Raw genomic sequence first — 19,776 nt, forward strand, 5'->3', positions numbered from 1 at the left:
CTGACTGTGGCGCGCCTGCCCTGCGTCTGGCAAGCTTGACTTTGGGTCGCGTTGCATCCACCGGCGGTCTCATGCCATATCGCCGCCAAACGTGATGCGAAAGGCTGCCCTCTCATGATCCTCTACCCTGCCATCGACCTCAAGGACGGCCAGGCCGTGCGCCTGCTGCGCGGCGAAATGGAAAAGGCGACCGTGTTCAACGACGATCCTGCAGCGCAAGCGCGTGCGTTTGTGGACGCGGGCTGTGAATGGCTGCATCTGGTGGACCTGAACGGCGCCTTTGCGGGTGAGCCCGTGAATGCGGCCCCGGTTGAGGCGATCCTGGCCTCTTGCGACGTACCCGCCCAGTTGGGTGGCGGCATCCGCGACATGGCCACCATCGCAACCTGGATCGAAAAGGGGCTGGCCCGCGTGATCCTGGGCACCGTGGCGGTCGAAAACCCCGATCTGGTGCGCGAGGCCGCACGTGAGTTTCCGGGCAAGGTTGCCGTCGGCATCGACGCGCGCAACGGCATGGTTGCAACCAAAGGCTGGGCCGAAGAGACGGACGTGCAAGTGACGGATCTGGCAAAGTCGTTTGAGGACGCGGGCGTGGCCGCCATCATCTACACCGACATCAACCGCGATGGTGCAATGCAGGGTCCAAATATCGACGCCACCGCTGATCTGGCCCGTGCAGTATCGATCCCTGTGATCGCCAGCGGCGGCGTCAGCTCGCTGGCCGATCTCATCGCGTTGCGCGATTGCGGCGTTGAACTGAACGGCGCCATCTCGGGCCGCGCGCTTTACGACGGTGCGCTTGATCTGAAAGAGGCTCTGGCCACGCTCAAGGGTTAACCACCCGCAGGTTCTACAATGGTCCAGACGTTGGGCAGTTTCTGCTGCCCGACATAGGGCTGCAACGTCGTCTCGTCGACGCGCTCAATGCGCCAGCATTCGGACCGGTTGCTCCAACTTTCGCACCACAGGTCCTGCCGGATTGACCAGGAACTGGTATAGACCCGCTCACCGAAGGTGCCCTCTCCTGTCCCGGACGTCTCTCCGGGGTCATAGGTCTGGACCCAGCGGGTGGTGTAATCCTCATTCGAAATCCCTGACAGGGTCGCGCCGGGGATGGTTTGCCTCAGATCTTCGGCGCTCATCATCTCGGCCGCATGACCGGGTACAGCGCAGACCATCAGGGCAAATGTGGTCTCTTTCAACATCGGGTTCCCCCTTCATGCACAGTCTAGCACGAAGGGAGGGTTTGCCCGAATCCCTATCAGCCGGGTTACTCTGCCGCTGCAGTTGTCAGTTTACTCAACGCACCTTGCATCTTTTCGATCACCGGCGCGTCGCTTACGCGATCCAGATCGCTCATCGTGTGCTTTGGGTCCTCATACGCCAGCCAGACCTGACCCTCGGCATCCTGATAGGCTAGCACTTTGAGCGGTAGGAATAGACCGGCCAGCGGATCAACCTGCATCGCTGGCGTGCCCAGCTTGGGACTACCGAACACCAACAGCTGGCTGTCGGCCAGCTCCAGGTCCACCTTAACTGCCCCTGCTGCGTGATCCACGCGCGCAAAGACGGTCGCGCCTGCGTTGCCAACCACGGTTTCCAGCGCATCCATCGCGCCTTGCACCGTTTTGTCGGTCTTTACCTTGATGATGTCCTGAGCCATTGCTGCCCCACCTGTGATTGCCAGAAGTCCTGCCCAAATCAGAGCGCGCATTTTCAAACCTCCTTTGATTGAATTCACGCATCAGATTTCACACCTGCGGCGCTTCATCCAATCACGACTCTGGCATCGGCAGGCCTTTGCCGCTACACGTGCCCCGACCCAGAGGAATGCCCATGCTCAAGACCCGTATCATCCCCTGCCTTGATGTCGCCGACGGCCGTGTGGTCAAGGGCGTAAACTTTGTTGGCCTGCGCGATGCAGGTGATCCGGTGGAATCGGCCAAGGCCTATGATGCGGCCGGCGCCGATGAGCTGTGTTTCCTGGACATTCACGCAACCCATGAAAACCGCGGCACCATGTTCGACGTGGTCCGACGCACGGCCGAGCAATGCTATATCCCGTTGACTGTGGGAGGCGGTGTGCGCACCAAGGAGGACGTGCGCGATCTGTTGCTGGCAGGCGCCGACAAGGTGAGCTTCAACTCCGCCGCCGTGGCCCGCCCGGATGTGGTGGCCGAGGCCGCAGATCAGTTTGGCAGCCAGTGCATTGTCGTGGCCATCGACGCCAAAACCGTAAGCCCCGGCAAATGGGAGATCTTTACCCACGGTGGGCGCAAGGAAACCGGCATCGACGCAGTGGAATTTGCCAAAACCGTGGTCGCCAAAGGCGCAGGAGAGATCCTGTTGACCTCTATGGATCGTGACGGCACCAAGGCGGGTTTCAACCTGCCCTTGACCCGTGCGATCAGCGATGCGGTGGATGTGCCGGTGATTGCCAGCGGCGGTGTCGGCAACCTGGATCACCTTGTCGAGGGCGTGACCAAAGGTGGTGCAAGCGCGGTGCTCGCGGCCTCGATCTTTCACTTTGGCGATTACACCATTCAAGAGGCCAAGGAACACATGGCCGCTGCTGGCATCCCGATGAGGCTGACATGAGCATTCTGCACGACCTGGCTGCGATCATCGACAGCCGCAAAGGCGCGGACCCCGACGGCAGCTGGACCGCCAAACTGCTGGCCAAAGGCCCCGAGAAATGCGCCGAGAAATTCGGCGAAGAAGCGATCGAGGCGATCATCGCCGCCGCCAAGGATGACCGCGAGAACCTGACCTATGAGGCAGCGGATGTGCTCTATCACCTGCTGGTGATGCTGGCCGCGCGCGACATTCCGCTGGATGACGTGCTGAACGAACTGGCCCGGCGCCAAGGCATCAGCGGAATTGCGGAAAAGGCCGCGCGCGATACCTAATCAGGGGTTCTCAGGCCGCTGCGAAGTTTGTTAACGTTTTGCCAGAGTATCCAGTCAACTGCGGGACCGTTTTGACATGAAGACCTTGTTTGCCGTTCTCGCGTGCTGCGCCGGCCTGATCTTGAGCGGCTGCTCGGCGACACCGCCCAGCTACACCCAAAACGATGTGACCAAGCTGGCACAGACCCTGACCGCGCTTGGCCCCGAGGTCGATCCGGCAGAGGCCACCCGCGCCGCCCAGATCGCCTTTTCCTATTCCAAGCAACTGGCCACCGAATATGGTGTGACCACCTCGCCCATCATCCACAATGTGCGCGTCAACGAAGGCGACAAGGAACGTGGCCTGTGTGTGCATTATGCCGAAGACATGCAACGCCGCCTGAACCAGGAAGGGTTCAAGACGTTGCAGATGCACCGCGCGATCGCCTTGCCCAAAACGCCGTTCAACATCGACCACAGCACCGCCATCATCAGCCGTCGGGGGGATGACATGTACGCCGGTGTGATTCTGGACCCATGGCGAAATGGAGGCGATCTGTTCTGGTCACCAACGCAGGACGACACCCGCTACAACTGGCGCCCCCGGATGGAAGTTCTGGAAGAGCTGCATCCCGAAGAGTTCGCAGCAGCACGGGCGGCGGGCCTTTTACCCCAACTTTGACGAGATGATGCCGGTTGCAAAACCACCCATGCGCAGCTCGCCGAACAGGCGCTGATACTCGATCTTGGGACAGCGGTTCTGGATCACATCCACCCCCTGCTCCTCGGCCCTGGCAGCGGCTTCGGCATGTTCCACGCCGATCTGCATCCAGATGGTCTTGAGCTGAGGAAACAACTCCAGTGCCTCATCCACAATCGGCGGCACCGCCTCGGACCGGCGAAAGATGTCGACCATGTCCACAGGTTCGGAAACCTCGCTTAGTCCAGCGCGCACCGTCTGACCAAACAGAACCTTGCCCGCATGGCCGGGATTGACCGGTATCACGGTGTAACCTTTGAGCCCCAGATAGCGCGCCACATAATAGCTGGGTCGAACCGGGTTCATGGAAACACCCACCACGGCGATAACCTTGGTGCGTTTCAGAATGGTGGTGAGATGGTCGTCAGAATAGCTGGTCATGACCGCACCCTAGCCATGTCTCTGGAAAGAAAAAAGCGCCCATGGAACGATGCCATGGGCGCGAGGTATGGAACGAGGGACAGTGAAATGACCCGCGGCAGTTCCGTTCCGCGGTCACTGTGTTATTTAAGCCCGAGTCAAGATAAAAAAAGGGGTAATGGTCAATTTTTTTAGTGACACCGGCATTTTTTAGAAATCTTACGGAAATTCGGCGAGTTTCGGCTAAACCACACAAAAAAAACAAGAACGCCTCTCATGCGCCATTGCAGTGAGGGGTGATTCGCAATCGGAAAGTTTGATTCGGTCAGTCGCGCAGGACCTGAGGCCAATGATCCTCGGCCATTGCGATGTTGCCCTGCACATCCCGTTCCCACATCTTTTCGATGGATGAAGAGTGAACAAGGTACAGTTTGTCGTCCACGATCTGCCACACCATGGGATCGGTACCGACCGTATAGCCGCGCGACACCGCATAGGCACAGTAACCGCCGAACTGCGGCGCATAAGCATGGGGATTGGCCTCAAAGGCTTCGCGGTTCTCGTGGCTGGAGAAATACCAGACCGCCCCTTTCCACATCACGGCAATTTCGGGGTTCCCGCGCATCGGCGCGTCACCCATGAAATAAGAAACAGTGTCATAGCCATCAATCGCCGCGCCATCATCTGCATAGAAAATCTGGATCTGCTCAGCGTGAACCGCCGGGGCAGATAAAGTCAGCGCGCTGATGGCGCATGCAAGGATGGTGCGTCGGTCGAGCATTTCAGTCCGTTTGGTCATGTGTGTGCTGCACAAAATGACCGTAACGCACGCCCGAGCCAAGCCCCCCTGACGGGGATGTGATCAGACTGTGTCATGTGGTTCGCGGTGCCGTGATCCGGGGATCAGTCGAAAATGTCCTCAACCGCGTCCCAGGCCTCGTCCAGAAAGCGGCTCATCAGACCTTTGCGCTTTTTCACCTTCTTGGGTTTGCTGCGCGGCTTCTCGTACCAATCCGACTTGCCTTTTGTCTTTTTAGGCTTCCTGGCCTTGGGCTTGGGCAGATGGCTGACCGCTGCGTCCGGTTTGGCCTGACGCAGCATCTTGAGGTCATGCAAAGGCGCGCCACAGGCAGAACAGCTCAGCTCGTGGCGGCCATCTTGGCGCAGCACCAGCGCCGCCCGTGTCCCGCAGTAACTGCAGGTGGCAATCTTGGTCGGATGGGAAATGGCTGCCTCCTGTCAAACGGGCCTGTGTTAAGTGGCCTGTTCAGTGGGCCTTTGATGCATATAGGGCAATCGCCGCCGCATTTGAGACGTTGAGCGAGCCAAATCCGCCTGCGGCATCAATTTTCACCAACTGATCCACGGTTTCCTTGGTCTTTTGCCGCAAACCCGGCCCCTCGGCCCCCAGTACAAGCGCCACCGGGTGATCCCGACGCCCGTCCAGGGCGGTCTCGATCGTCTCTTCGGCCTCGCCATCCAGCCCCAGCACCAGGAACCCCATCCGTTGCAGTTCAACAATTGTGTCGGCCAGGTTGCGCATTCGCAGATAGGGTTGACGCTCCAATGCCCCACTGGCGGTTTTGGCCAGTGCGCCGGTCTCGGGTGCCGAGTGATGCCGGGTACCGATCACGGCGCTGGCCCCAAGAACCTCGGCCGAGCGCAGAATCGCGCCCACATTGTGCGGATCGGTGACCCTGTCCAACAGAATCACGCGGGGCGATTCTGCTCCGATACAATTTTCCGAGAGGCTCCCCCAGTTGAGCGGCTTCACCTCCATCGCGGCCCCCTGATGCACCGATCCGGAATCGATCGGGGCCGAGAATTTACGCGGATCAACCACCTCGGGTTCAATCCCGCCCTGTGCAATGGCATCGGCCAGCTTGTCGTAGGCGTTTTTGGTCACAATCAAGCGCAATTTCTCGCGTTTCGGGTTCAAAAGCGCGTCTCTGACAGCATGCAATCCGAACAGCCAGACGGTCTCGGACCCCGTTGCCTTGCGCGCCTGTTCCTTTTCAACGACCCATTTGGGTTTCTTCATTTGACCGGCCTCCGGGCCTTGAATTCAGTTTCCTGCGCCCAGGTGATATTTTCCTGTTGACGCTCCTTTGGGGTGCTTGTAATCACGCCTCCACAGCAGGCGCAACGCCTGAAAGTGGGCGACAGGCCGCAAGGTGTGGCAGGGGACTGTAACTCCCTCGCGGAGACGCACGCCTGGTTCGATTCCAGGGTCGCCCACCACTTTCCCAAAACGAAATCGCTTTCAAGTGAGTGGTATAGCAAACCCGCCTGCTCTGCCCAAAGGGTTCTTGTAACCCGCGACCAGAATGCACCCGGAATGTGCGCCACGGAGTGTCTTGTTTCTTAACGCAGGTGGTTCTGTCGGGTTGTTTGGCTATTCACACAGTTCGGTAATCGATTGAAGCCGACATTGGTCAGGGCCAACAAAGGCGCCAGACAGGTCAAGCACGTGTCGCCGCGTTTCAAGTTTGAATGATCAGTTTCCTATCACAGCAGACTGGCAACGGAATGCCTCAGGCATCCCAAGACGTGCAGATGCCAGTCAGAACGCATTTTCTCTGAGCCAGTTGGCTCAAAGGATCAGGTCACCATCCGCGAACTGAAGGATATCGATGTTACCTAGAATGTCCGTGCCGTCGCCAACGCCAGGTCCGATGTACTTGACCACGGCATAACTGGAATTTCCGGTGACTTCATATTGGTCGCGATCGTAGAAATAAACGGCCGTATCCTGCCCTGCCCCCCCATTGAGATAATCATCGCCGGCTGCACCGGTCAGTGTGTCATCACCATGAGCTCCGTAGAGGGCATTTGCCCCGCGGTCACCGATCAACGTATCATCGCCGCTCCCACTGTCGATGCGCTCCACATTGCGAAAGCGATCGCCCGCTGCGTCACCTTCCCATCCACGGCCACGCAAAAGCGACACGTGAATTCCGTCGGTCGATCGAGTGTAATCCAAAACGTCTTTGCCGGCACCGCCGTCAAAGAACCCAGTGCCAGCGTGCATTTTTGCAAAATCTCGCGAGCCGAGGCCCCGGAAATAAAACTCGTCGGTGCTGTTGAACAAATCCGTTTGGCTGGTACCGGTGATCCCCTCGATCCCAAGCAGCACATCATTGAACTGCACCCCACCAGGTGCGAATCTATTCCAAACGCTTGTACCGGCAGCGCTCTGCGCAAAGTAAATGCCCGATGTGGTGATGTTGGCATAGCTGGCAAAATCCCAACCATCACCGCCGTCCAGAGTGTCATCTCCCAGGCTTCCCAGGATCCAGTCGTTGCCGCCAAGTGCAGAGATCTGGTCCAAACCATCCGTGCCGAAGAGAACCTCATTTGCGTCAGTGCCAGTTATCCTTCGGGGGACCATCGCCTCTAGCTCGGCATAACTCAAAAGCGTCGGATTGCGGGAAAACGTATCCAACTCCAGAAACTCCACATCATTCTGCAGAGTGAACTGGTTTCTGCCTGACGACAAAAGCAAACCGTTGACGACTTCGGCGACGGTCAGATTGCCCAGTTCGATACCCTGGTCGGTCCCTTCTGTATTAAATATGTCAGTGCCCGGACCACCGCTGACAAGAACCGGGCCGCTTGATGCTCCGTTGATCGCAAAGAGGCGATCATCGCCGGCTCCACCAAACAAATCGACGTCTCCGCCATAACTTTGAATTGTGTCATTCCCGGCACCGCCATAAATTTCGCCCTGTCCAAATTCCAAAGAAAGAAAATTGTCCTGCGCATCCCCCCGGATCAATGCACGATTGTCGAAATTGATGACATCAACTCTCTCGACACCTGCTATTTCAAACGAGGTCCCAACACCCCCGGGAACCCAATCTCCCGGCTCGACACCCAGACCAATTGCACCAAAACCCGCTTCCAGCTCGACTGCGAAATTGCTTTGGTTCAGCTCGACATAAAGCCCATCTATGCCAACAAGCCCATCTATGCTGTCCATCCCACCTGCGCTGCGCTCAAGCAAAAAGAACCAGTCATTTTCATTTGTTCCGGTGAGCGTGTCATTTCCGCTCGTAAATTCAAATTGTGCCATAGCGATCTCACATAAAAAATTGGATTATTGGTGTTCATAGAAATAGATACTTATGCGTGAATGTTGCCCTTGATTTACAACCCAATCAACCAGTTTGAATAAATCGCGCCAATTCGCGATCATTTCCGCGCTTTCGTTGGACAGCATTACAGGGACTTCCACCTCGGTAGGAAACCGATTTCGTGGCGTTGGCTTCCTTGACCTACGCGGGATGAAAGGTTCGCCTTTCGGCCAATGTGGCCCCTGCGGAACAACGACATGCGCAATCCAACGCACTGTCGTTAGCGCATTTGTGCGCAGAATGGACGTCATCACAGTATCAAAGGAAGAGACCTGAGCCACCAAGCGCCTCTGCGCTCGTTTTTGCTCATGCCTTGGTGCGGTCGAGAAGACTCGAACTTCCACGGGTGTTACCCCACAGCGACCTCAACGCTGCGCGTCTACCAATTCCGCCACGACCGCACTGTCTAGGCTTGGTGAGGCCGGGGTCTAACGTGAAGCGCTGCCGTTGTGAAGAGGGAAATCACAGAAAATTTCAATGCTCGCTGCTTGGTATCTGCTTGACGATATCCTTTGACATTCTGGCGCACGGATTTCGGTTCGATGCCCGCCTGCCCCTTGAATTCGCGCGCAAGACACGCACCTTGGTGGGACAGCAAAACAAGGACGATCAAAATGCCCAACGACCCGACCCGCGCCATCGTTCAGGTCGATATCGTGTCAGATGTAGTCTGTCCTTGGTGCATCGTAGGCTTTCGCCAATTGGATCAGGCGCTGACGCGCTCGGGTTTTCTGGCCAACCTGCGCTGGCATCCATTTGAGCTGAACCCGTCAATGCCACCCGAAGGGCAAAACCTGCGCGAGCATATCACCGAAAAATATGGCACCACCGCCGAGCAGAGCCAACAGGCCCGTGATCGGCTGAGCGCACTTGGGGCTGAATTGGGCTTTGCCTTCAACTTTACTGACGACAGCCGCATGGTGAACACCTTCAAGGCCCATCAACTGTTGGATTGGGCCGAAGATCAGCAGCTTCAACATCCTTTGAAGATGGCGCTGTTTGATGCGTATTTCACCCAAGCCCGCGACGTGTCCGATGCACAAGTGCTTGCCGATGTGGCCCAGTCTGTCGGCTTGGACCGTGATTCTGCCACGCAGGTTCTGGACAGTGGCGAACGTCGGCAACAGGTGCGGGAAAAGCAAGGGTTCTGGACCAGCCGGGGTATCTCGGGCGTGCCTTCGATGGTGTTTGGTGGCAAATATCTGGTGACCGGGGCCCAAGGCGCCGACACCTACGAGCAACTGTTGCGACGCTGCGTGGAAGAAGCCGCCTGAGGCCTCTTCCCCTGCCCCACACAGACACCTATAGAGCACGCCATGGAATGGATCACATCAGACGAGTTGGTCGCCTATCCCGACGCGGTCGCGTTCATGGAGGACCGTGCTGCCCAGATTGCGGCCGGAACAGCGGATGAATGCATCTGGCTGGTCGAGCATCCGCCCTTGTACACCGCGGGTACATCGGCCAAACCCGAAGATCTGACCGATCCCGACCGGTTTGAGGTGCATATCAGCAAACGTGGCGGACAATACACCTATCACGGGCCGGGCCAGCGTGTGGTCTATGTGATGTTGGATGTCGGCAAACGTGGCCGCGACGTACGCAAGTTTGTCGAACAGCTCGAAACATGGGTGATTGCCGCATTGGCCGAGTTCAACGTGCGCGGCGAGATTCGCGAAGGGCGCGTTGGCGTTTGGGTCGAACGCGACGACAAACCGTTGGCCGCATCAGGTGCCCGAGCCGAAGACAAGATTGCCGCGATCGGCATTCGCCTGCGCAAATGGGTCAGCTTTCACGGCATCTCGATCAATGTAGAGCCCGACCTGGACCATTTTGGCGGCATCGTGCCCTGTGGAATTGCGGAACACGGGGTGACATCTCTGGTGGACCTGGGATTGCCTGTGACCATGGATGACGTGGACCTGGCTCTCAAGCGGACCTTTGATCAAGTGTTTGCAGGCAATAGCTGACGGCGTCACCGACACCCTGCCTCGTTTGTTTCAAGCGCCTCGCAGCAACAGTTCCCGCCGCAAACAGTGCCTTCGTTCAGCCAACACCGAGCATTGCCAGATCATCAATTGCGGTCAAAACCGCTTCGGGGCGCTCGTAGATCAGGAACTGACCTGTGTCCTGAAACAGACGAATTGACATGTTGTCATACCCGCTGACGAACTGTTGCGTGGCGCAGGCCGGAATGACCGGGTCCAACTCACCATGCAGGTGATAAATCGGCGTGGTCGTCCCTTGGATCATCGGCAACCAGTTGCGCACCATCAAGTGACCATCCGCCGTGAAACCCGCCGCCCCTGCCTGAGCCGCGAAACGGTATCCGGCGTACATCAGCTCGGCCAAGCCAAGGCGATCGACCACGTGCCGTTCATGGCTGCCCGGTTTGTAAAGTGTATCCATGAATTTGGGCACATCGTCACTGTCGACCAAAGCAATGCCCGCACGCACAAAGAACGGAAGTAGAGCCGGAGCAAACCGCGCAGTATAGGCCATAACCCGCTGGCGTGGTGCCATTTTCGAGATCTGTTTCATCCGCAGCACAGGCCCGCCCCCGGCAACCGCGACCATCCCGCGCACGCGCCCCTGCAAGGAGTTGCAGGCCACATGACCGTGCAATGCGCCAGCCATATGGCCCAGGATCACGGGCTGCTTCAGCCCCATGCAGGCAATCAATTCGTTGATATGGGCCACGCCGGAATTCAACGCCTCTTCGGGACTACCGACCGTTTCGGACTGGCCATAGCCGGGCCTGACCGGCGCAATCACGCGATACCCGCGTAACAGACCTTGCGTTTGCAAGTAATAGAGCGGCGCCATGCCATCCAGCATCCCGTGCAGATAGATCACCGGATACCCATCGGGATCTCCGCACTGAAACAACTGCATTTGCAGCCCGGTCTCCATGGGCCGCAACTCGCTGTGAAGTTCAACAGCGCCCGGGTGATCGGCCATGCTTGGGCCTTCGTTGCCGACGAGAAAGGCCACCAGTCTAATCAGGTCCACCTGCCCCGGCGCCCCTGTCTTTGCCAGCACAGATTTAGCCTGGTTGCGCACCGTGTGCTCGGACCGATCCGACAGAGCAGCCATTTCCCTGAGGCTGCGCCCGGCCATCAAGTTCCGAACCACCTCGACTTCGGCACGGGACAGACCAAACGAGGTGACAAGCAATTGCTCGGCCTCACCGGTCCAACGATAACTCAGCCCCTCGATCACCAAACGCAGTTCGCCGTTGTCTTCGGCAATGCGTGCAATCAAATGGCGCGGCGTGGAATCCGTTGTCAGAACCGCCGCGTCCGAGGCGCCATTCCCCCCTTGGGCGGCGCGCTGCAAGTCGTCGAGCATGCTGACGGATCCAGCCGTCAACCGATCGTTCAATGCGTCAAGCCTGGTCGATTGCTTCAGAAACTCATCCGTTCCCTTGCCCTGCGCCAATATGCGCCCGTCGGGCGTAGCCAAAACAGCAAAACCATCGAGGGCTGCAATCCGGTCCTGCAGTGCTGTCTTTGGCACCTTGCGGCCGATCTGATTCAGAATGTCGTGAGCGCGGGTAAAATGCGCCTGCAGTTCGGGATCAATCTCTATACCGCCCTGAACATCGCGCCCATCCAGGCGCAAGGCCACTTTGGGTTCACTCAGAATCTGGGTGATATGCTCCTCCCAGGCCTCCATGAATGCCTCATAGAGTTCAGGCCGCAGCACCGTTTCATAGATGGCTGCGATGACCTGATCCCGAGTGATCTCGCCCGTGTGATTCAAAACTGTCCCTGCGTCTGGTTGTCGGACCAAGAAATCCGTTTCCCCCAAATTAGGTGAGCGTGCCAACAAATCCAGCCAAAATTGCTAATCAAATGGCACAATTAACCCATCTGGGTCATGTCGCGGTATCGCGTCTGATGCACACAGAACAGGCCGTTCTGTGAGTGAGTGGTACATTTTAGCTATCTGGCGAAGGCGAACTCTGGTTCGTTTTTGCCATTTTTATGTCGATCTGCCGCCCCGGTTCCCATCTCGGGGCGGTAATTTTTTGCCCGCTTTCATGTTGCGAAAGCCGCGCACTGACCCCATCGTGTGATTTCAGCTCAGAACCGCCCTGATCTTGTCCGCATGCTCGGCAATGAGGTCAAAATCGCCCATCTTGCCCGGCGCGCGTACGGAAACGCCCTCATGTCGTGGCAGGACGTGGAAATGCAGGTGAAACACCTCTTGGCCGCCAGCAGCCTCGTTGAACTGCTGAATGGTCACCCCGTCCGCGTCAAAGGCTTCCTTCACCGCCCGGCTTAGTTTCTGCACCGTGGCAATGACGGCGGACAGCTGCGCGGGAGTGGCATCCAACACGTTGCGACAGGGTGTCTTTGGGATCACCAACAAATGCCCATCGGCCCGCGGCATGATGTCCATGAACGCCAAGGTTTCCTCGTCTTCGTAAACTCGGTTCGACGGGATCTCTTCGCGCAGGATCTTTGCAAAGATGTTGTCAGGATCGTATGTCATGGGTGACCTCAAATGCTGCGACTGTCCCGTTTGTTGCGCCCCAAGCGATCCAAGGTCAACCCGACAAAGGGAAAGCCGGCTCACCCACCCGCCTCGAAACGCCCCCGCCCGCGGAATTTGCCCCTTTTGTTCAAGGGGGGTGCGGCTATTTATCTTGACCTAGATCAAACTCCGCCATTGAAGGCGGTCCCGCTGCACTCTAAAACCAGCAGGAATCCGCGCGGCCCGGAGAGGTCCGGCTGCGCGTGCAGTTTCAACAGGAGGCACCTAAATGGCAGACGCAGCCATTCATGGTCACGAGCATGAAGACAACCGCGGTTTCTTTACCCGCTGGTTCATGTCGACCAACCACAAGGACATCGGGATTCTCTACCTGATCGTCTCGGCCCTGGCAGGCCTGATCTCGGTCATGCTGACCGTTTATATGCGACTGGAGCTCATGGAGCCCGGCGTTCAATACATGTGCCTCGAAGGCGCCCGTTTCCTGGCAAGCGACGAAGTTTGTACGCCAAACGGTCACCTTTGGAACGTGATGATCACCTATCACGGCGTTCTGATGATGTTCTTCGTCGTCATTCCGGCACTGTTTGGTGGGTTTGGCAACTACTTCATGCCGTTGCAGATCGGTGCGCCGGACATGGCGTTCCCGCGGATGAACAACCTGTCGTTCTGGCTCTACGTGGCCGGTACGTCGCTGGGTATCGCTTCGATGCTGACCCCGGGCGGCAACGACCAGTTGGGCTCGGGTGTTGGCTGGGTTCTATATCCGCCGCTGTCGACCACCGAAGGTGGCATGTCGATGGACCTCGCAATCTTCGCTGTTCACGTATCGGGCGCCTCCTCGATCCTGGGCGCGATCAACATGATCACCACCTTCCTGAACATGCGTGCCCCCGGCATGACCCTGTTCAAGGTGCCGCTGTTCTCATGGTCGATCTTTGTCACCTCGTGGCTGATCCTGCTGTCCCTGCCGGTTCTGGCGGGCGCGATCACCATGCTGCTGATGGACCGCAATTTTGGCTTTGCGTTCTTTGATCCGGCCGGTGGCGGTGACCCGATCCTGTATCAGCACATCCTTTGGTTCTTTGGTCACCCCGAAGTGTACATCGTGATCCTGCCTGGTTTCGGCATCATCAGCCACGTCATCGCGACCTTCTCGCGCAAGCCTGTCTTCGGCTACCTGCCGATGGTCTGGGCGATCATCGCGATTGGTGTTCTGGGCTTCGTCGTTTGGGCGCACCACATGTACACCGTCGGCATGTCGCTGAACCAGCAGGCCTACTTCATGCTGGCCACAATGGTCATCGCGGTTCCGACAGGCGTTAAGGTCTTCTCGTGGATCGCGACCATGTGGGGCGGCTCGATCGAGTTCAAAACCCCGATGCTCTTTGCCTTTGGCTTCCTCTTCCTGTTCACCGTCGGTGGTGTGACCGGGGTGGTTCTGTCGCAGGCTGGTGTGGACCGGGCGTACCATGACACCTACTACGTGGTTGCACACTTCCACTATGTTATGTCGCTGGGTGCGGTGTTTGCGATCTTTGCCGGTGTTTACTTCTACTTCGGCAAGATGTCGGGCCGTCAGTATTCCGAGTTCTGGGGCAAGATCCACTTCTGGATGTTCTTCATCGGTGCAAACCTGACGTTCTTCCCGCAGCACTTCCTGGGTCGTCAGGGCATGCCGCGTCGTTACATCGACTATCCGGAAGCTTTCGCCTACTGGAACAAGATCTCGTCCTATGGCGCGTTCATCTCGTTCGCTTCGTTCCTGCTGTTCTTCGGCATCATGTTCTTCGCGCTGACACGCGGGGCACGCATCACCCAGAACAACTACTGGAACGAATATGCCGACACGCTGGAGTGGACCCTGCCGTCGCCTCCGCCGGAGCACACGTTCGAGATCCTGCCCAAGCAGGAAGACTGGGACAAAGGCCCCGCGCACTGATCCCGTCTAACTAAGACCTAAGAAAGCCCCGGCATCGTCCGGGGCTTTTTCTTTTGGGCAGTCGGACCAATTGTCACGATGCCGAAGACCAAGGCCAAAAGGTTTTGACCCGATGCCAGAGCCATCCTAGGTAACAGGCCATGCCGTACGACTGGACAGAAAAGGCCGAGCACGCCCACACATTGCGCCTTTGGCCACACAACTCGCTGCCGCCGCGGGGGGCCGCCGCTTGGGTTCTGATGATCTTTGGTTTCGCAACGATCCCGCTGATTGCCGTGCTTGGGTCGGTGCTGCTGTGGGGCCTCTTGCCGTTTGTGCTGCTGGCCGTGGGGGGCATGTGGCTGGCGATCGAGATGAACTATCGCCAACGCCGAATTCTCGAAGTGCTGACGCTGTCAGACACGCAGGCGCATCTGGTGCGGCACAATCCCAAGGGTGCGCCGCAAGAGTGGAGCTGCAACCGCTATTGGGCGCAGATAGAAATGCACCCAGACGGGGGTCCTGTGCCGAACTATGTCACTTTGAAGGGGTCAGGGCGCGAGGTCGAAATCGGAGCATTTCTGTCCGAGGACGAACGCGTCGCGCTTTACGACGAGCTGTCCGTCAAACTGCGCCCGTAGTCGTCAGCACTGACCGCCAGAGGCCGCGCAGAGCTGATCTTTGACCATCGGGCCGACCTTGCCGAAATCCATCTGGCCAGTATAGCGGCCCTTGAGCTCGCCCATGACCTTGCCCATGTCCCGGATCGACGCCGCACCAGTGGCGGTGATCGCCTCGGAAATGGCCTTGGTCACCTCGCCGTCATCCAGAGCCTTGGGCAGGAATTCCGAGATGATCTCGACTTCTTGCTGCTCACGCTCGGCCAGATCCAGACGCCCACCCTCTTCATAGGCGCGCGCGCTTTCCTGGCGTTGCTTGGTCATTTTCCCAAGAATGGCAAGGACTTCGGCATCGCTGATGCAACCTGCCTCTTCGCCGCCCGCCGTGCGCGCCGCGATATCCTTGTCCTTGATCGCAGCATTGATCAGACGCAGGGTCGACAGCCGTTGGGCCGCCTTGTCCTTCATCGCCTGTTTCAGGGCGGTATTGACGCGAGATCTCAGATCCATTTTCTGGTCCATCCCCATGGAAACACAAGTCCCCGAACATACCGAAAGAAAAACCCTGGCACAACAGGGGACGAAACCACCTAAGTTATTGAAAAAAAACAATAGCCCAAAAATTGATCACCCGTGTCCTGCCCTTGACCCAGCGGCCTATCCCTCTTAGGTATGCGCCGGTTTACCCTGCAGGAGAGTCGCGCCATGACACAGTCCGCCCCGTCCAAGCCCACCGCATGTCTGGCGTTGGCAGATGGAACCCTTTTCTACGGCGTGGGATTTGGCGCCACGGGTCAGACCACGGCCGAGTTGTGCTTTAACACCGCGATGACCGGCTATCAGGAAATCATGACCGATCCGTCTTATGCCGGGCAAATCGTGACCTTCACCTTCCCCCACATCGGCAACGTTGGCGTCACGCCCGAAGATGACGAAACCGCAGATCCCGTGGCGGCTGGCATGGTGGTGAAATGGGACCCGACGCTGGCGTCGAACTGGCGCGCGACCGAAGAGCTCAAGACTTGGCTGGAGCGCCGGGGTCGGATCGCCATCGGCGGCATTGACACGCGCCGCCTTACCCGCGCCATCCGCCAACAGGGCGCACCGCATGTGGCACTGGCCCATGACCCCGAAGGCAACTTTGACATCGAGGCTCTGGTCGCCGCAGCGCGCGGCTTTGCGGGTCTGGAGGGCATGGACCTGGCCAAGGAAGTCACCTGCGCCCAAAGCTATCGCTGGGACGAGATGCGGTGGGCTTGGCCCGATGGCTATCCCAAGCAGGATGCCCCTCGTCACAAGGTCGTCGCGCTGGACTATGGCGCGAAGCGCAACATCCTGCGTTGCTTGGCAAGTGCCGGCTGCGATGTGACCGTCCTGCCCGCGACCGCAACCGCAGCCGAAGTGCTGGCCCATAACCCCGATGGTGTGTTCCTGTCCAATGGTCCGGGTGACCCGGCGGCCACTGGCGAATATGCCGTGCCGATGATCAAGGAAATTCTGGACACCACACAGTTGCCGGTTTTCGGCATCTGCCTTGGACACCAGATGCTGGCACTGGCGCTTGGGGGTCAGACCGTCAAGATGAACCACGGCCACCACGGCGCCAACCATCCGGTCAAGGATCTGGATACCGGCAAGGTCGAGATCACCTCGATGAACCACGGCTTTGCGGTCGACGCGCAAAGCCTGCCCGCTGGTGTCGTGGAAACCCACAAATCGCTCTTTGATGGCTCGAACTGCGGTATCCGCATGACAGACCGCCCCGTCTATTCGGTCCAATATCATCCCGAGGCCTCGCCCGGTCCGCAGGACAGCTTCTACCTGTTCGAGCGCTTCTCGGCCGCGATGGATGAACAAAAAGCGCAGGCCTGAACTTATTAAGTGCAAGGTTAACTTTCTATTAACCTTATGATTGCAATCCTGACCCGGTGCTGGACATCGGGCGGGATGCATGAGCGATCAGATTTTACGGTTGACCTCGGCGGCACCGGCTTGGCCGGAGCAGCAACAGCACATGCCGCTTGGCCGTTATCTGGTTCGCAGCGGTATCATTACCCAAGATCAACTGGTTCACGCGTTGCAGATGCAATTGCAGTTGAACGCGCCGATCGGCGAGATCCTGGTGGCCGAAGGCTGGGCCAAACCCGAAGAGATCCTGACCGCCCTTGCCTTGCAAAACGGCGTGCAACTGGCAGACTTGGAAAAACAACTGCCCGAACCGGACCTGTGCGACCTGAAACCCAGCGATTTCTGGCTGTCTCATAACGCCATTCCCTGGGTGCGGCTGGGGCCGATGGTTCTGATCGCCACCTCGCGCCCGGACAAGTTCGATACTATTCGTGCAGAACTATCCGAAAACGGTGTTCTCGTGATCCCCGCACTCGCAAGCGAAGGGCAGATTGACGCGGCCTTGGCCAGGCAATTTGCCCCGACGCTCGCCAAAGCCGCTGAAACGCGCGTGGAGCCCCATTATAGCTGTCGCAACAGGCGCATTATCACGCGCATGTCCGCAGTTTTATGTGCCCTTGCAATCATTGCTATCACAGCCCTTGCGCCGGGATGGTCGCTGGCCCTGATGTTTCTGTTGGCCATCGGCACGCTGTCGCTGTTTGCCGCGCTCAAGTTTGTGGCGTTTATCACCCATCTGCTCAACCAGTCCCACCTGACGGCCCCTCGACCATCTGATCCACCGCCTTCGATCGGGTTCAAATACCCCAAGGTGTCCGTTCTTGTGCCGCTCTACAAAGAGCGCGAGATCGCATCGGCCTTGATCCGCAGGCTCAGCTGCCTGACCTATCCCAAGGCTCTGCTGGATGTCATCCTCGTGCTGGAGGAAGAGGATGAGGTCACCCGCCAGACCGTTGCTGAAACCGATCTGCCGGGATGGATCCGCGTGATCCAGGTGCCCGCGCACGAAGGGTTGACCACAAAGCCGCGCGCGATGAACTATGCGCTGGATTTTTGCCGCGGTGACATCATCGGAGTCTGGGATGCCGAAGACGCACCCATGGCCGATCAGATCGAACATGTGGTGAGCAGGTTCGCCCGCGCGCCTGACGATGTGGTCTGTTTGCAGGGCATTCTGGACTACTACAACCCACGCAGCAGTTGGCGCGCGCGCTGTTTCACCATCGAATACTCCAGCTGGTTCCGCATCATCCTGCCCGGAATTGCCCGCCTGGGCCTTGTGGTTCCGTTGGGTGGCACGACGCTGTTTTTCAAACGCAGGGAACTTGAGGAGCTGGGCGGCTGGGATGCCCACAATGTAACCGAAGATGCCGATCTGGGCGTGCGCCTGTGCCGGGCGGGATATCGCACCGAGCTGATTGATACCGTGACCTATGAAGAGGCAAATTTTCGCGCCTGGCCTTGGGTGAAACAGCGCTCACGCTGGCTCAAGGGTTTCATGGTCACCTACCTGGTGCACATGAGATCGCCCAAGCAGCTGTGGCGTGACTTGGGGCCCGCGCGGTTTCTGGGCGTTCAGGCATTTTTTCTGGGTACCTTGGGGCAGTTCCTGCTCGCCCCGATCCTGTGGTCGTTCTGGCTGGTGTTGCTGGGGTGGTCACACCCAGTGGACACCGTCTTGCCCGCGACCGTCATCGACGCCTGCATCGTGCTCTTTGTGATAACCGAGTGCCTGGCTCTGACGGTTGGCATGGCCTCTGTCTCGCGGCGGGGGCGGCGGTTCCTGATGCCCTGGACCCTTATGATGCCGCTCTATTTCCCGCTCGGCGTGCTCGCCGCCTACAAGGCCCTTTACGAACTCGCCGTGGCCCCATTCTTTTGGGACAAGACGCAACACGGCCAAGTCGACGAAGACCTGGCCACAACGCAAGCCTAGCTGCGCTCGCGAATATCCGCGTCCTGCTTGAGCCGGGTCATGAAAGCGATCGAGATGTGATCCTTGAGCGCGGCCTCAGCCGCGTCCTCGTCCCGCGCCTCGATGGCCTCTACGATACCCTTGTGCTCGCTCTGCGCAATCTCACCTCGTCCCTGCACCGCCAGAGATGTGGTGGCCATCAGTGCCATGGTGCGGTGCACCAGGTCCAGCTGCTGCACCAAATACCGGTTGTGCGACGCCAGATGGATCTGCACATGAAAGCGGCGGTTTGCCCGGCTCAATGCTTGCGGATCATCGACCAGCGCATCATCGGCGGTCACCATGTCGCGCAGCACCTTGACCTCTTCTTCGGTGGCATGGCGCGCTGCCAGCCGCGCGGCCAGCCCCTCCAACTCCCGCCGCACCTGGTACAGTTCAGACATCTGATTGTGATCCAGCGAGGCCACGATCAGCGACCGCCCGTCCCGTTCCAGCAGCGATTGCGTCTCAAGCCGCTGCAATGCCTCGCGGATCGGGGTGCGCGACACGCCAAAGCGCTCGGCCAGATCGCTTTCGACCAGCCTGTCACCGGGTTTGTAAACCCCAACGTCAATCGCCTCGAGGATCAGGTGATAGGCGTCTTTCTGCGATTGCCTGCTTTGGCTCATGTGACCTCTAGGCCTCCCTTGTGTCGGACTTGTCTACCCCTGTGACGCCACAGCAATCAAGTCTGGGCGTTGATTGCTGCTCTCGCCTGCCCTAGATAGC

At 58.5% G+C, this 19,776-nt stretch carries 21 protein-coding genes and 2 tRNA genes; 11 read left to right on the top strand and 12 right to left on the bottom strand.

Going from position 1 to position 19,776, the window contains the following annotated elements; translation table 11 throughout:
- Positions 1-114 precede the first annotated feature (114 nt).
- Positions 115-837: a 1-(5-phosphoribosyl)-5-[(5-phosphoribosylamino)methylideneamino]imidazole-4-carboxamide isomerase gene (hisA, locus tag TRM7615_RS04455; RefSeq protein ID WP_108785705.1), complete on the top strand. Its 723-nt coding sequence runs from the start codon at positions 115-117 to the stop codon at positions 835-837.
- Here hisA and TRM7615_RS04460 read toward each other — a convergent pair.
- Positions 834-1,205, bottom strand: coding sequence for a hypothetical protein (locus TRM7615_RS04460; protein WP_108785706.1), 372 nt, complete (start codon positions 1,203-1,205; stop codon positions 834-836). The genes hisA and TRM7615_RS04460 overlap by 4 nt on opposite strands.
- Positions 1,206-1,270: 65 nt before the next feature.
- Positions 1,271-1,714, bottom strand: coding sequence for a DUF302 domain-containing protein (locus TRM7615_RS04465; protein WP_235824016.1), 444 nt, complete (start codon positions 1,712-1,714; stop codon positions 1,271-1,273).
- Positions 1,715-1,836: 122 nt separating this feature from the next.
- Between TRM7615_RS04465 and hisF the strand changes: the two genes are divergently transcribed.
- The 3 genes from hisF to TRM7615_RS04480 all read left to right on the top strand — a co-directional run bounded on the left by hisF (position 1,837) and on the right by TRM7615_RS04480 (position 3,570).
- Entirely contained in the window at positions 1,837-2,598 is a 762-nt protein-coding gene (gene hisF / locus TRM7615_RS04470; RefSeq protein WP_108785991.1) for an imidazole glycerol phosphate synthase subunit HisF, read from the top strand.
- The gene (locus tag TRM7615_RS04475) at positions 2,595-2,909 is read left to right on the top strand and encodes a phosphoribosyl-ATP diphosphatase (protein WP_108785707.1); all 315 of its coding nucleotides are present in this window, start codon (positions 2,595-2,597) and stop codon (positions 2,907-2,909) included. The genes hisF and TRM7615_RS04475 overlap by 4 nt, the downstream gene beginning before the upstream one ends.
- A 76-nt stretch (positions 2,910-2,985) precedes the next feature.
- The gene (locus tag TRM7615_RS04480) at positions 2,986-3,570 is read left to right on the top strand and encodes a putative periplasmic lipoprotein (protein ID WP_108785708.1); all 585 of its coding nucleotides are present in this window, start codon (positions 2,986-2,988) and stop codon (positions 3,568-3,570) included.
- Here TRM7615_RS04480 and TRM7615_RS04485 read toward each other — a convergent pair.
- The 4 genes from TRM7615_RS04485 to rlmB form a co-directional block, all read right to left on the bottom strand.
- The gene (locus TRM7615_RS04485; RefSeq protein ID WP_108785709.1) at positions 3,556-4,029 is read right to left on the bottom strand and encodes a CoA-binding protein; all 474 of its coding nucleotides are present in this window, start codon (positions 4,027-4,029) and stop codon (positions 3,556-3,558) included. The two genes, TRM7615_RS04480 and TRM7615_RS04485, sit on opposite strands and share 15 nt — an antisense overlap.
- 304 nt (positions 4,030-4,333) lie before the next feature.
- On the bottom strand, positions 4,334-4,807 hold the full coding sequence (locus TRM7615_RS04490; RefSeq protein WP_235824017.1) for a YHS domain-containing (seleno)protein: 474 nt from the start codon (positions 4,805-4,807) through the stop codon (positions 4,334-4,336).
- 104 nt (positions 4,808-4,911) lie between these two features.
- Entirely contained in the window at positions 4,912-5,235 is a 324-nt protein-coding gene (locus tag TRM7615_RS04495; protein ID WP_108785710.1) for a hypothetical protein, read from the bottom strand.
- Between the two features lie 40 nt (positions 5,236-5,275).
- Positions 5,276-6,049: a 23S rRNA (guanosine(2251)-2'-O)-methyltransferase RlmB gene (rlmB, locus tag TRM7615_RS04500; RefSeq protein ID WP_108785711.1), complete on the bottom strand. Its 774-nt coding sequence runs from the start codon at positions 6,047-6,049 to the stop codon at positions 5,276-5,278.
- Positions 6,050-6,165: 116 nt separating this feature from the next.
- On the opposite strand from rlmB, the gene TRM7615_RS25465 reads away from it, so the two are divergent.
- Positions 6,166-6,249, top strand: a tRNA-Tyr gene (locus TRM7615_RS25465).
- A gap of 352 nt (positions 6,250-6,601) precedes the next feature.
- Here the strand turns inward: TRM7615_RS25465 and TRM7615_RS04505 are convergent.
- On the bottom strand, positions 6,602-8,083 hold the full coding sequence (locus TRM7615_RS04505) for a calcium-binding protein (protein ID WP_108785712.1): 1,482 nt from the start codon (positions 8,081-8,083) through the stop codon (positions 6,602-6,604).
- Positions 8,084-8,458: 375 nt separating this feature from the next.
- A tRNA-Leu gene (locus TRM7615_RS04510) sits at positions 8,459-8,545 on the bottom strand.
- A gap of 213 nt (positions 8,546-8,758) precedes the next feature.
- Between TRM7615_RS04510 and TRM7615_RS04515 the strand changes: the two genes are divergently transcribed.
- A complete protein-coding gene (locus tag TRM7615_RS04515; RefSeq protein ID WP_108785713.1) occupies positions 8,759-9,418 on the top strand; it encodes a DsbA family oxidoreductase in 660 nt (219 codons plus the stop codon).
- 42 nt (positions 9,419-9,460) lie between these two features.
- Positions 9,461-10,114 (top strand): lipoyl(octanoyl) transferase LipB, encoded by a 654-nt coding sequence (lipB, locus tag TRM7615_RS04520; protein ID WP_108785714.1) that lies wholly within the window; start codon positions 9,461-9,463, stop codon positions 10,112-10,114.
- A gap of 76 nt (positions 10,115-10,190) precedes the next feature.
- Here lipB and TRM7615_RS04525 read toward each other — a convergent pair whose 3' ends face one another.
- Together TRM7615_RS04525 and TRM7615_RS04530 are read right to left on the bottom strand one after the other, a co-directional pair.
- On the bottom strand, positions 10,191-11,939 hold the full coding sequence (locus tag TRM7615_RS04525) for a bifunctional helix-turn-helix transcriptional regulator/alpha/beta hydrolase (RefSeq protein ID WP_125133639.1): 1,749 nt from the start codon (positions 11,937-11,939) through the stop codon (positions 10,191-10,193).
- 288 nt (positions 11,940-12,227) lie between these two features.
- Entirely contained in the window at positions 12,228-12,644 is a 417-nt protein-coding gene (locus tag TRM7615_RS04530) for an HIT family protein (RefSeq protein WP_108785716.1), read from the bottom strand.
- A gap of 271 nt (positions 12,645-12,915) precedes the next feature.
- Between TRM7615_RS04530 and ctaD the strand changes: the two genes are divergently transcribed.
- Both ctaD and TRM7615_RS04540 read left to right on the top strand, forming a co-directional pair.
- Positions 12,916-14,586, top strand: coding sequence for a cytochrome c oxidase subunit I (gene ctaD / locus TRM7615_RS04535; RefSeq protein WP_108785717.1), 1,671 nt, complete (start codon positions 12,916-12,918; stop codon positions 14,584-14,586).
- Between the two features lie 140 nt (positions 14,587-14,726).
- A complete protein-coding gene (locus TRM7615_RS04540; protein WP_108785718.1) occupies positions 14,727-15,206 on the top strand; it encodes a DUF2244 domain-containing protein in 480 nt (159 codons plus the stop codon).
- A 3-nt stretch (positions 15,207-15,209) separates the two neighbouring features.
- On the opposite strand, the gene TRM7615_RS04545 is transcribed toward TRM7615_RS04540, so the two are convergent.
- Entirely contained in the window at positions 15,210-15,695 is a 486-nt protein-coding gene (locus TRM7615_RS04545) for a GatB/YqeY domain-containing protein (RefSeq protein WP_108785719.1), read from the bottom strand.
- Between the two features lie 195 nt (positions 15,696-15,890).
- Here TRM7615_RS04545 and carA point away from each other — a divergent pair, with 195 nt between their 5' ends.
- Together carA and TRM7615_RS04555 are read left to right on the top strand one after the other, a co-directional pair.
- Positions 15,891-17,057 carry a glutamine-hydrolyzing carbamoyl-phosphate synthase small subunit gene (gene carA, locus TRM7615_RS04550; protein WP_108785720.1) on the top strand — a complete coding sequence of 389 codons (1,167 nt, stop codon included), beginning with the start codon at positions 15,891-15,893 and terminating at the stop codon, positions 17,055-17,057.
- Positions 17,058-17,136: 79 nt separating this feature from the next.
- Positions 17,137-19,029: a glycosyltransferase gene (locus TRM7615_RS04555; RefSeq protein WP_108785721.1), complete on the top strand. Its 1,893-nt coding sequence runs from the start codon at positions 17,137-17,139 to the stop codon at positions 19,027-19,029.
- Here TRM7615_RS04555 and TRM7615_RS04560 read toward each other — a convergent pair.
- Positions 19,026-19,676 carry a GntR family transcriptional regulator gene (locus TRM7615_RS04560; protein WP_108785722.1) on the bottom strand — a complete coding sequence of 217 codons (651 nt, stop codon included), beginning with the start codon at positions 19,674-19,676 and terminating at the stop codon, positions 19,026-19,028. The two genes, TRM7615_RS04555 and TRM7615_RS04560, sit on opposite strands and share 4 nt — an antisense overlap.
- Positions 19,677-19,776 lie beyond the last annotated feature (100 nt).

The sequence above is a fragment of the Falsiruegeria mediterranea M17 genome (assembly GCF_900302455.1).
Lineage (GTDB): Bacteria > Pseudomonadota > Alphaproteobacteria > Rhodobacterales > Rhodobacteraceae > Falsiruegeria > Falsiruegeria mediterranea.

Excerpts from the sequence above, each read along its gene's own strand:
- TRM7615_RS04460 (WP_108785706.1), bottom strand. The coding sequence starts at position 1,205 with ATGTTGAAAGAGACCACATTTGCCCTGATGGTCTGCGCTGTACCCGGT.
- TRM7615_RS04555 (WP_108785721.1), top strand. The coding sequence starts at position 17,137 with ATGAGCGATCAGATTTTACGGTTGACCTCGGCGGCACCGGCTTGGCCG.
- TRM7615_RS04465 (WP_235824016.1), bottom strand. The coding sequence starts at position 1,714 with ATGCGCGCTCTGATTTGGGCAGGACTTCTGGCAATCACAGGTGGGGCA.
- TRM7615_RS04545 (WP_108785719.1), bottom strand. The coding sequence starts at position 15,695 with ATGGATCTGAGATCTCGCGTCAATACCGCCCTGAAACAGGCGATGAAG.
- TRM7615_RS04485 (WP_108785709.1), bottom strand. The coding sequence starts at position 4,029 with ATGACCAGCTATTCTGACGACCATCTCACCACCATTCTGAAACGCACC.
- hisA (WP_108785705.1), top strand. The coding sequence starts at position 115 with ATGATCCTCTACCCTGCCATCGACCTCAAGGACGGCCAGGCCGTGCGC.
- TRM7615_RS04515 (WP_108785713.1), top strand. The coding sequence starts at position 8,759 with ATGCCCAACGACCCGACCCGCGCCATCGTTCAGGTCGATATCGTGTCA.
- carA (WP_108785720.1), top strand. The coding sequence starts at position 15,891 with ATGACACAGTCCGCCCCGTCCAAGCCCACCGCATGTCTGGCGTTGGCA.
- ctaD (WP_108785717.1), top strand. The coding sequence starts at position 12,916 with ATGGCAGACGCAGCCATTCATGGTCACGAGCATGAAGACAACCGCGGT.
- TRM7615_RS04480 (WP_108785708.1), top strand. The coding sequence starts at position 2,986 with ATGAAGACCTTGTTTGCCGTTCTCGCGTGCTGCGCCGGCCTGATCTTG.
- TRM7615_RS04560 (WP_108785722.1), bottom strand. The coding sequence starts at position 19,676 with ATGAGCCAAAGCAGGCAATCGCAGAAAGACGCCTATCACCTGATCCTC.
- TRM7615_RS04505 (WP_108785712.1), bottom strand. The coding sequence starts at position 8,083 with ATGGCACAATTTGAATTTACGAGCGGAAATGACACGCTCACCGGAACA.
- TRM7615_RS04475 (WP_108785707.1), top strand. The coding sequence starts at position 2,595 with ATGAGCATTCTGCACGACCTGGCTGCGATCATCGACAGCCGCAAAGGC.
- TRM7615_RS04530 (WP_108785716.1), bottom strand. The coding sequence starts at position 12,644 with ATGACATACGATCCTGACAACATCTTTGCAAAGATCCTGCGCGAAGAG.
- hisF (WP_108785991.1), top strand. The coding sequence starts at position 1,837 with ATGCTCAAGACCCGTATCATCCCCTGCCTTGATGTCGCCGACGGCCGT.
- lipB (WP_108785714.1), top strand. The coding sequence starts at position 9,461 with ATGGAATGGATCACATCAGACGAGTTGGTCGCCTATCCCGACGCGGTC.
- rlmB (WP_108785711.1), bottom strand. The coding sequence starts at position 6,049 with ATGAAGAAACCCAAATGGGTCGTTGAAAAGGAACAGGCGCGCAAGGCA.
- TRM7615_RS04490 (WP_235824017.1), bottom strand. The coding sequence starts at position 4,807 with ATGACCAAACGGACTGAAATGCTCGACCGACGCACCATCCTTGCATGC.
- TRM7615_RS04540 (WP_108785718.1), top strand. The coding sequence starts at position 14,727 with ATGCCGTACGACTGGACAGAAAAGGCCGAGCACGCCCACACATTGCGC.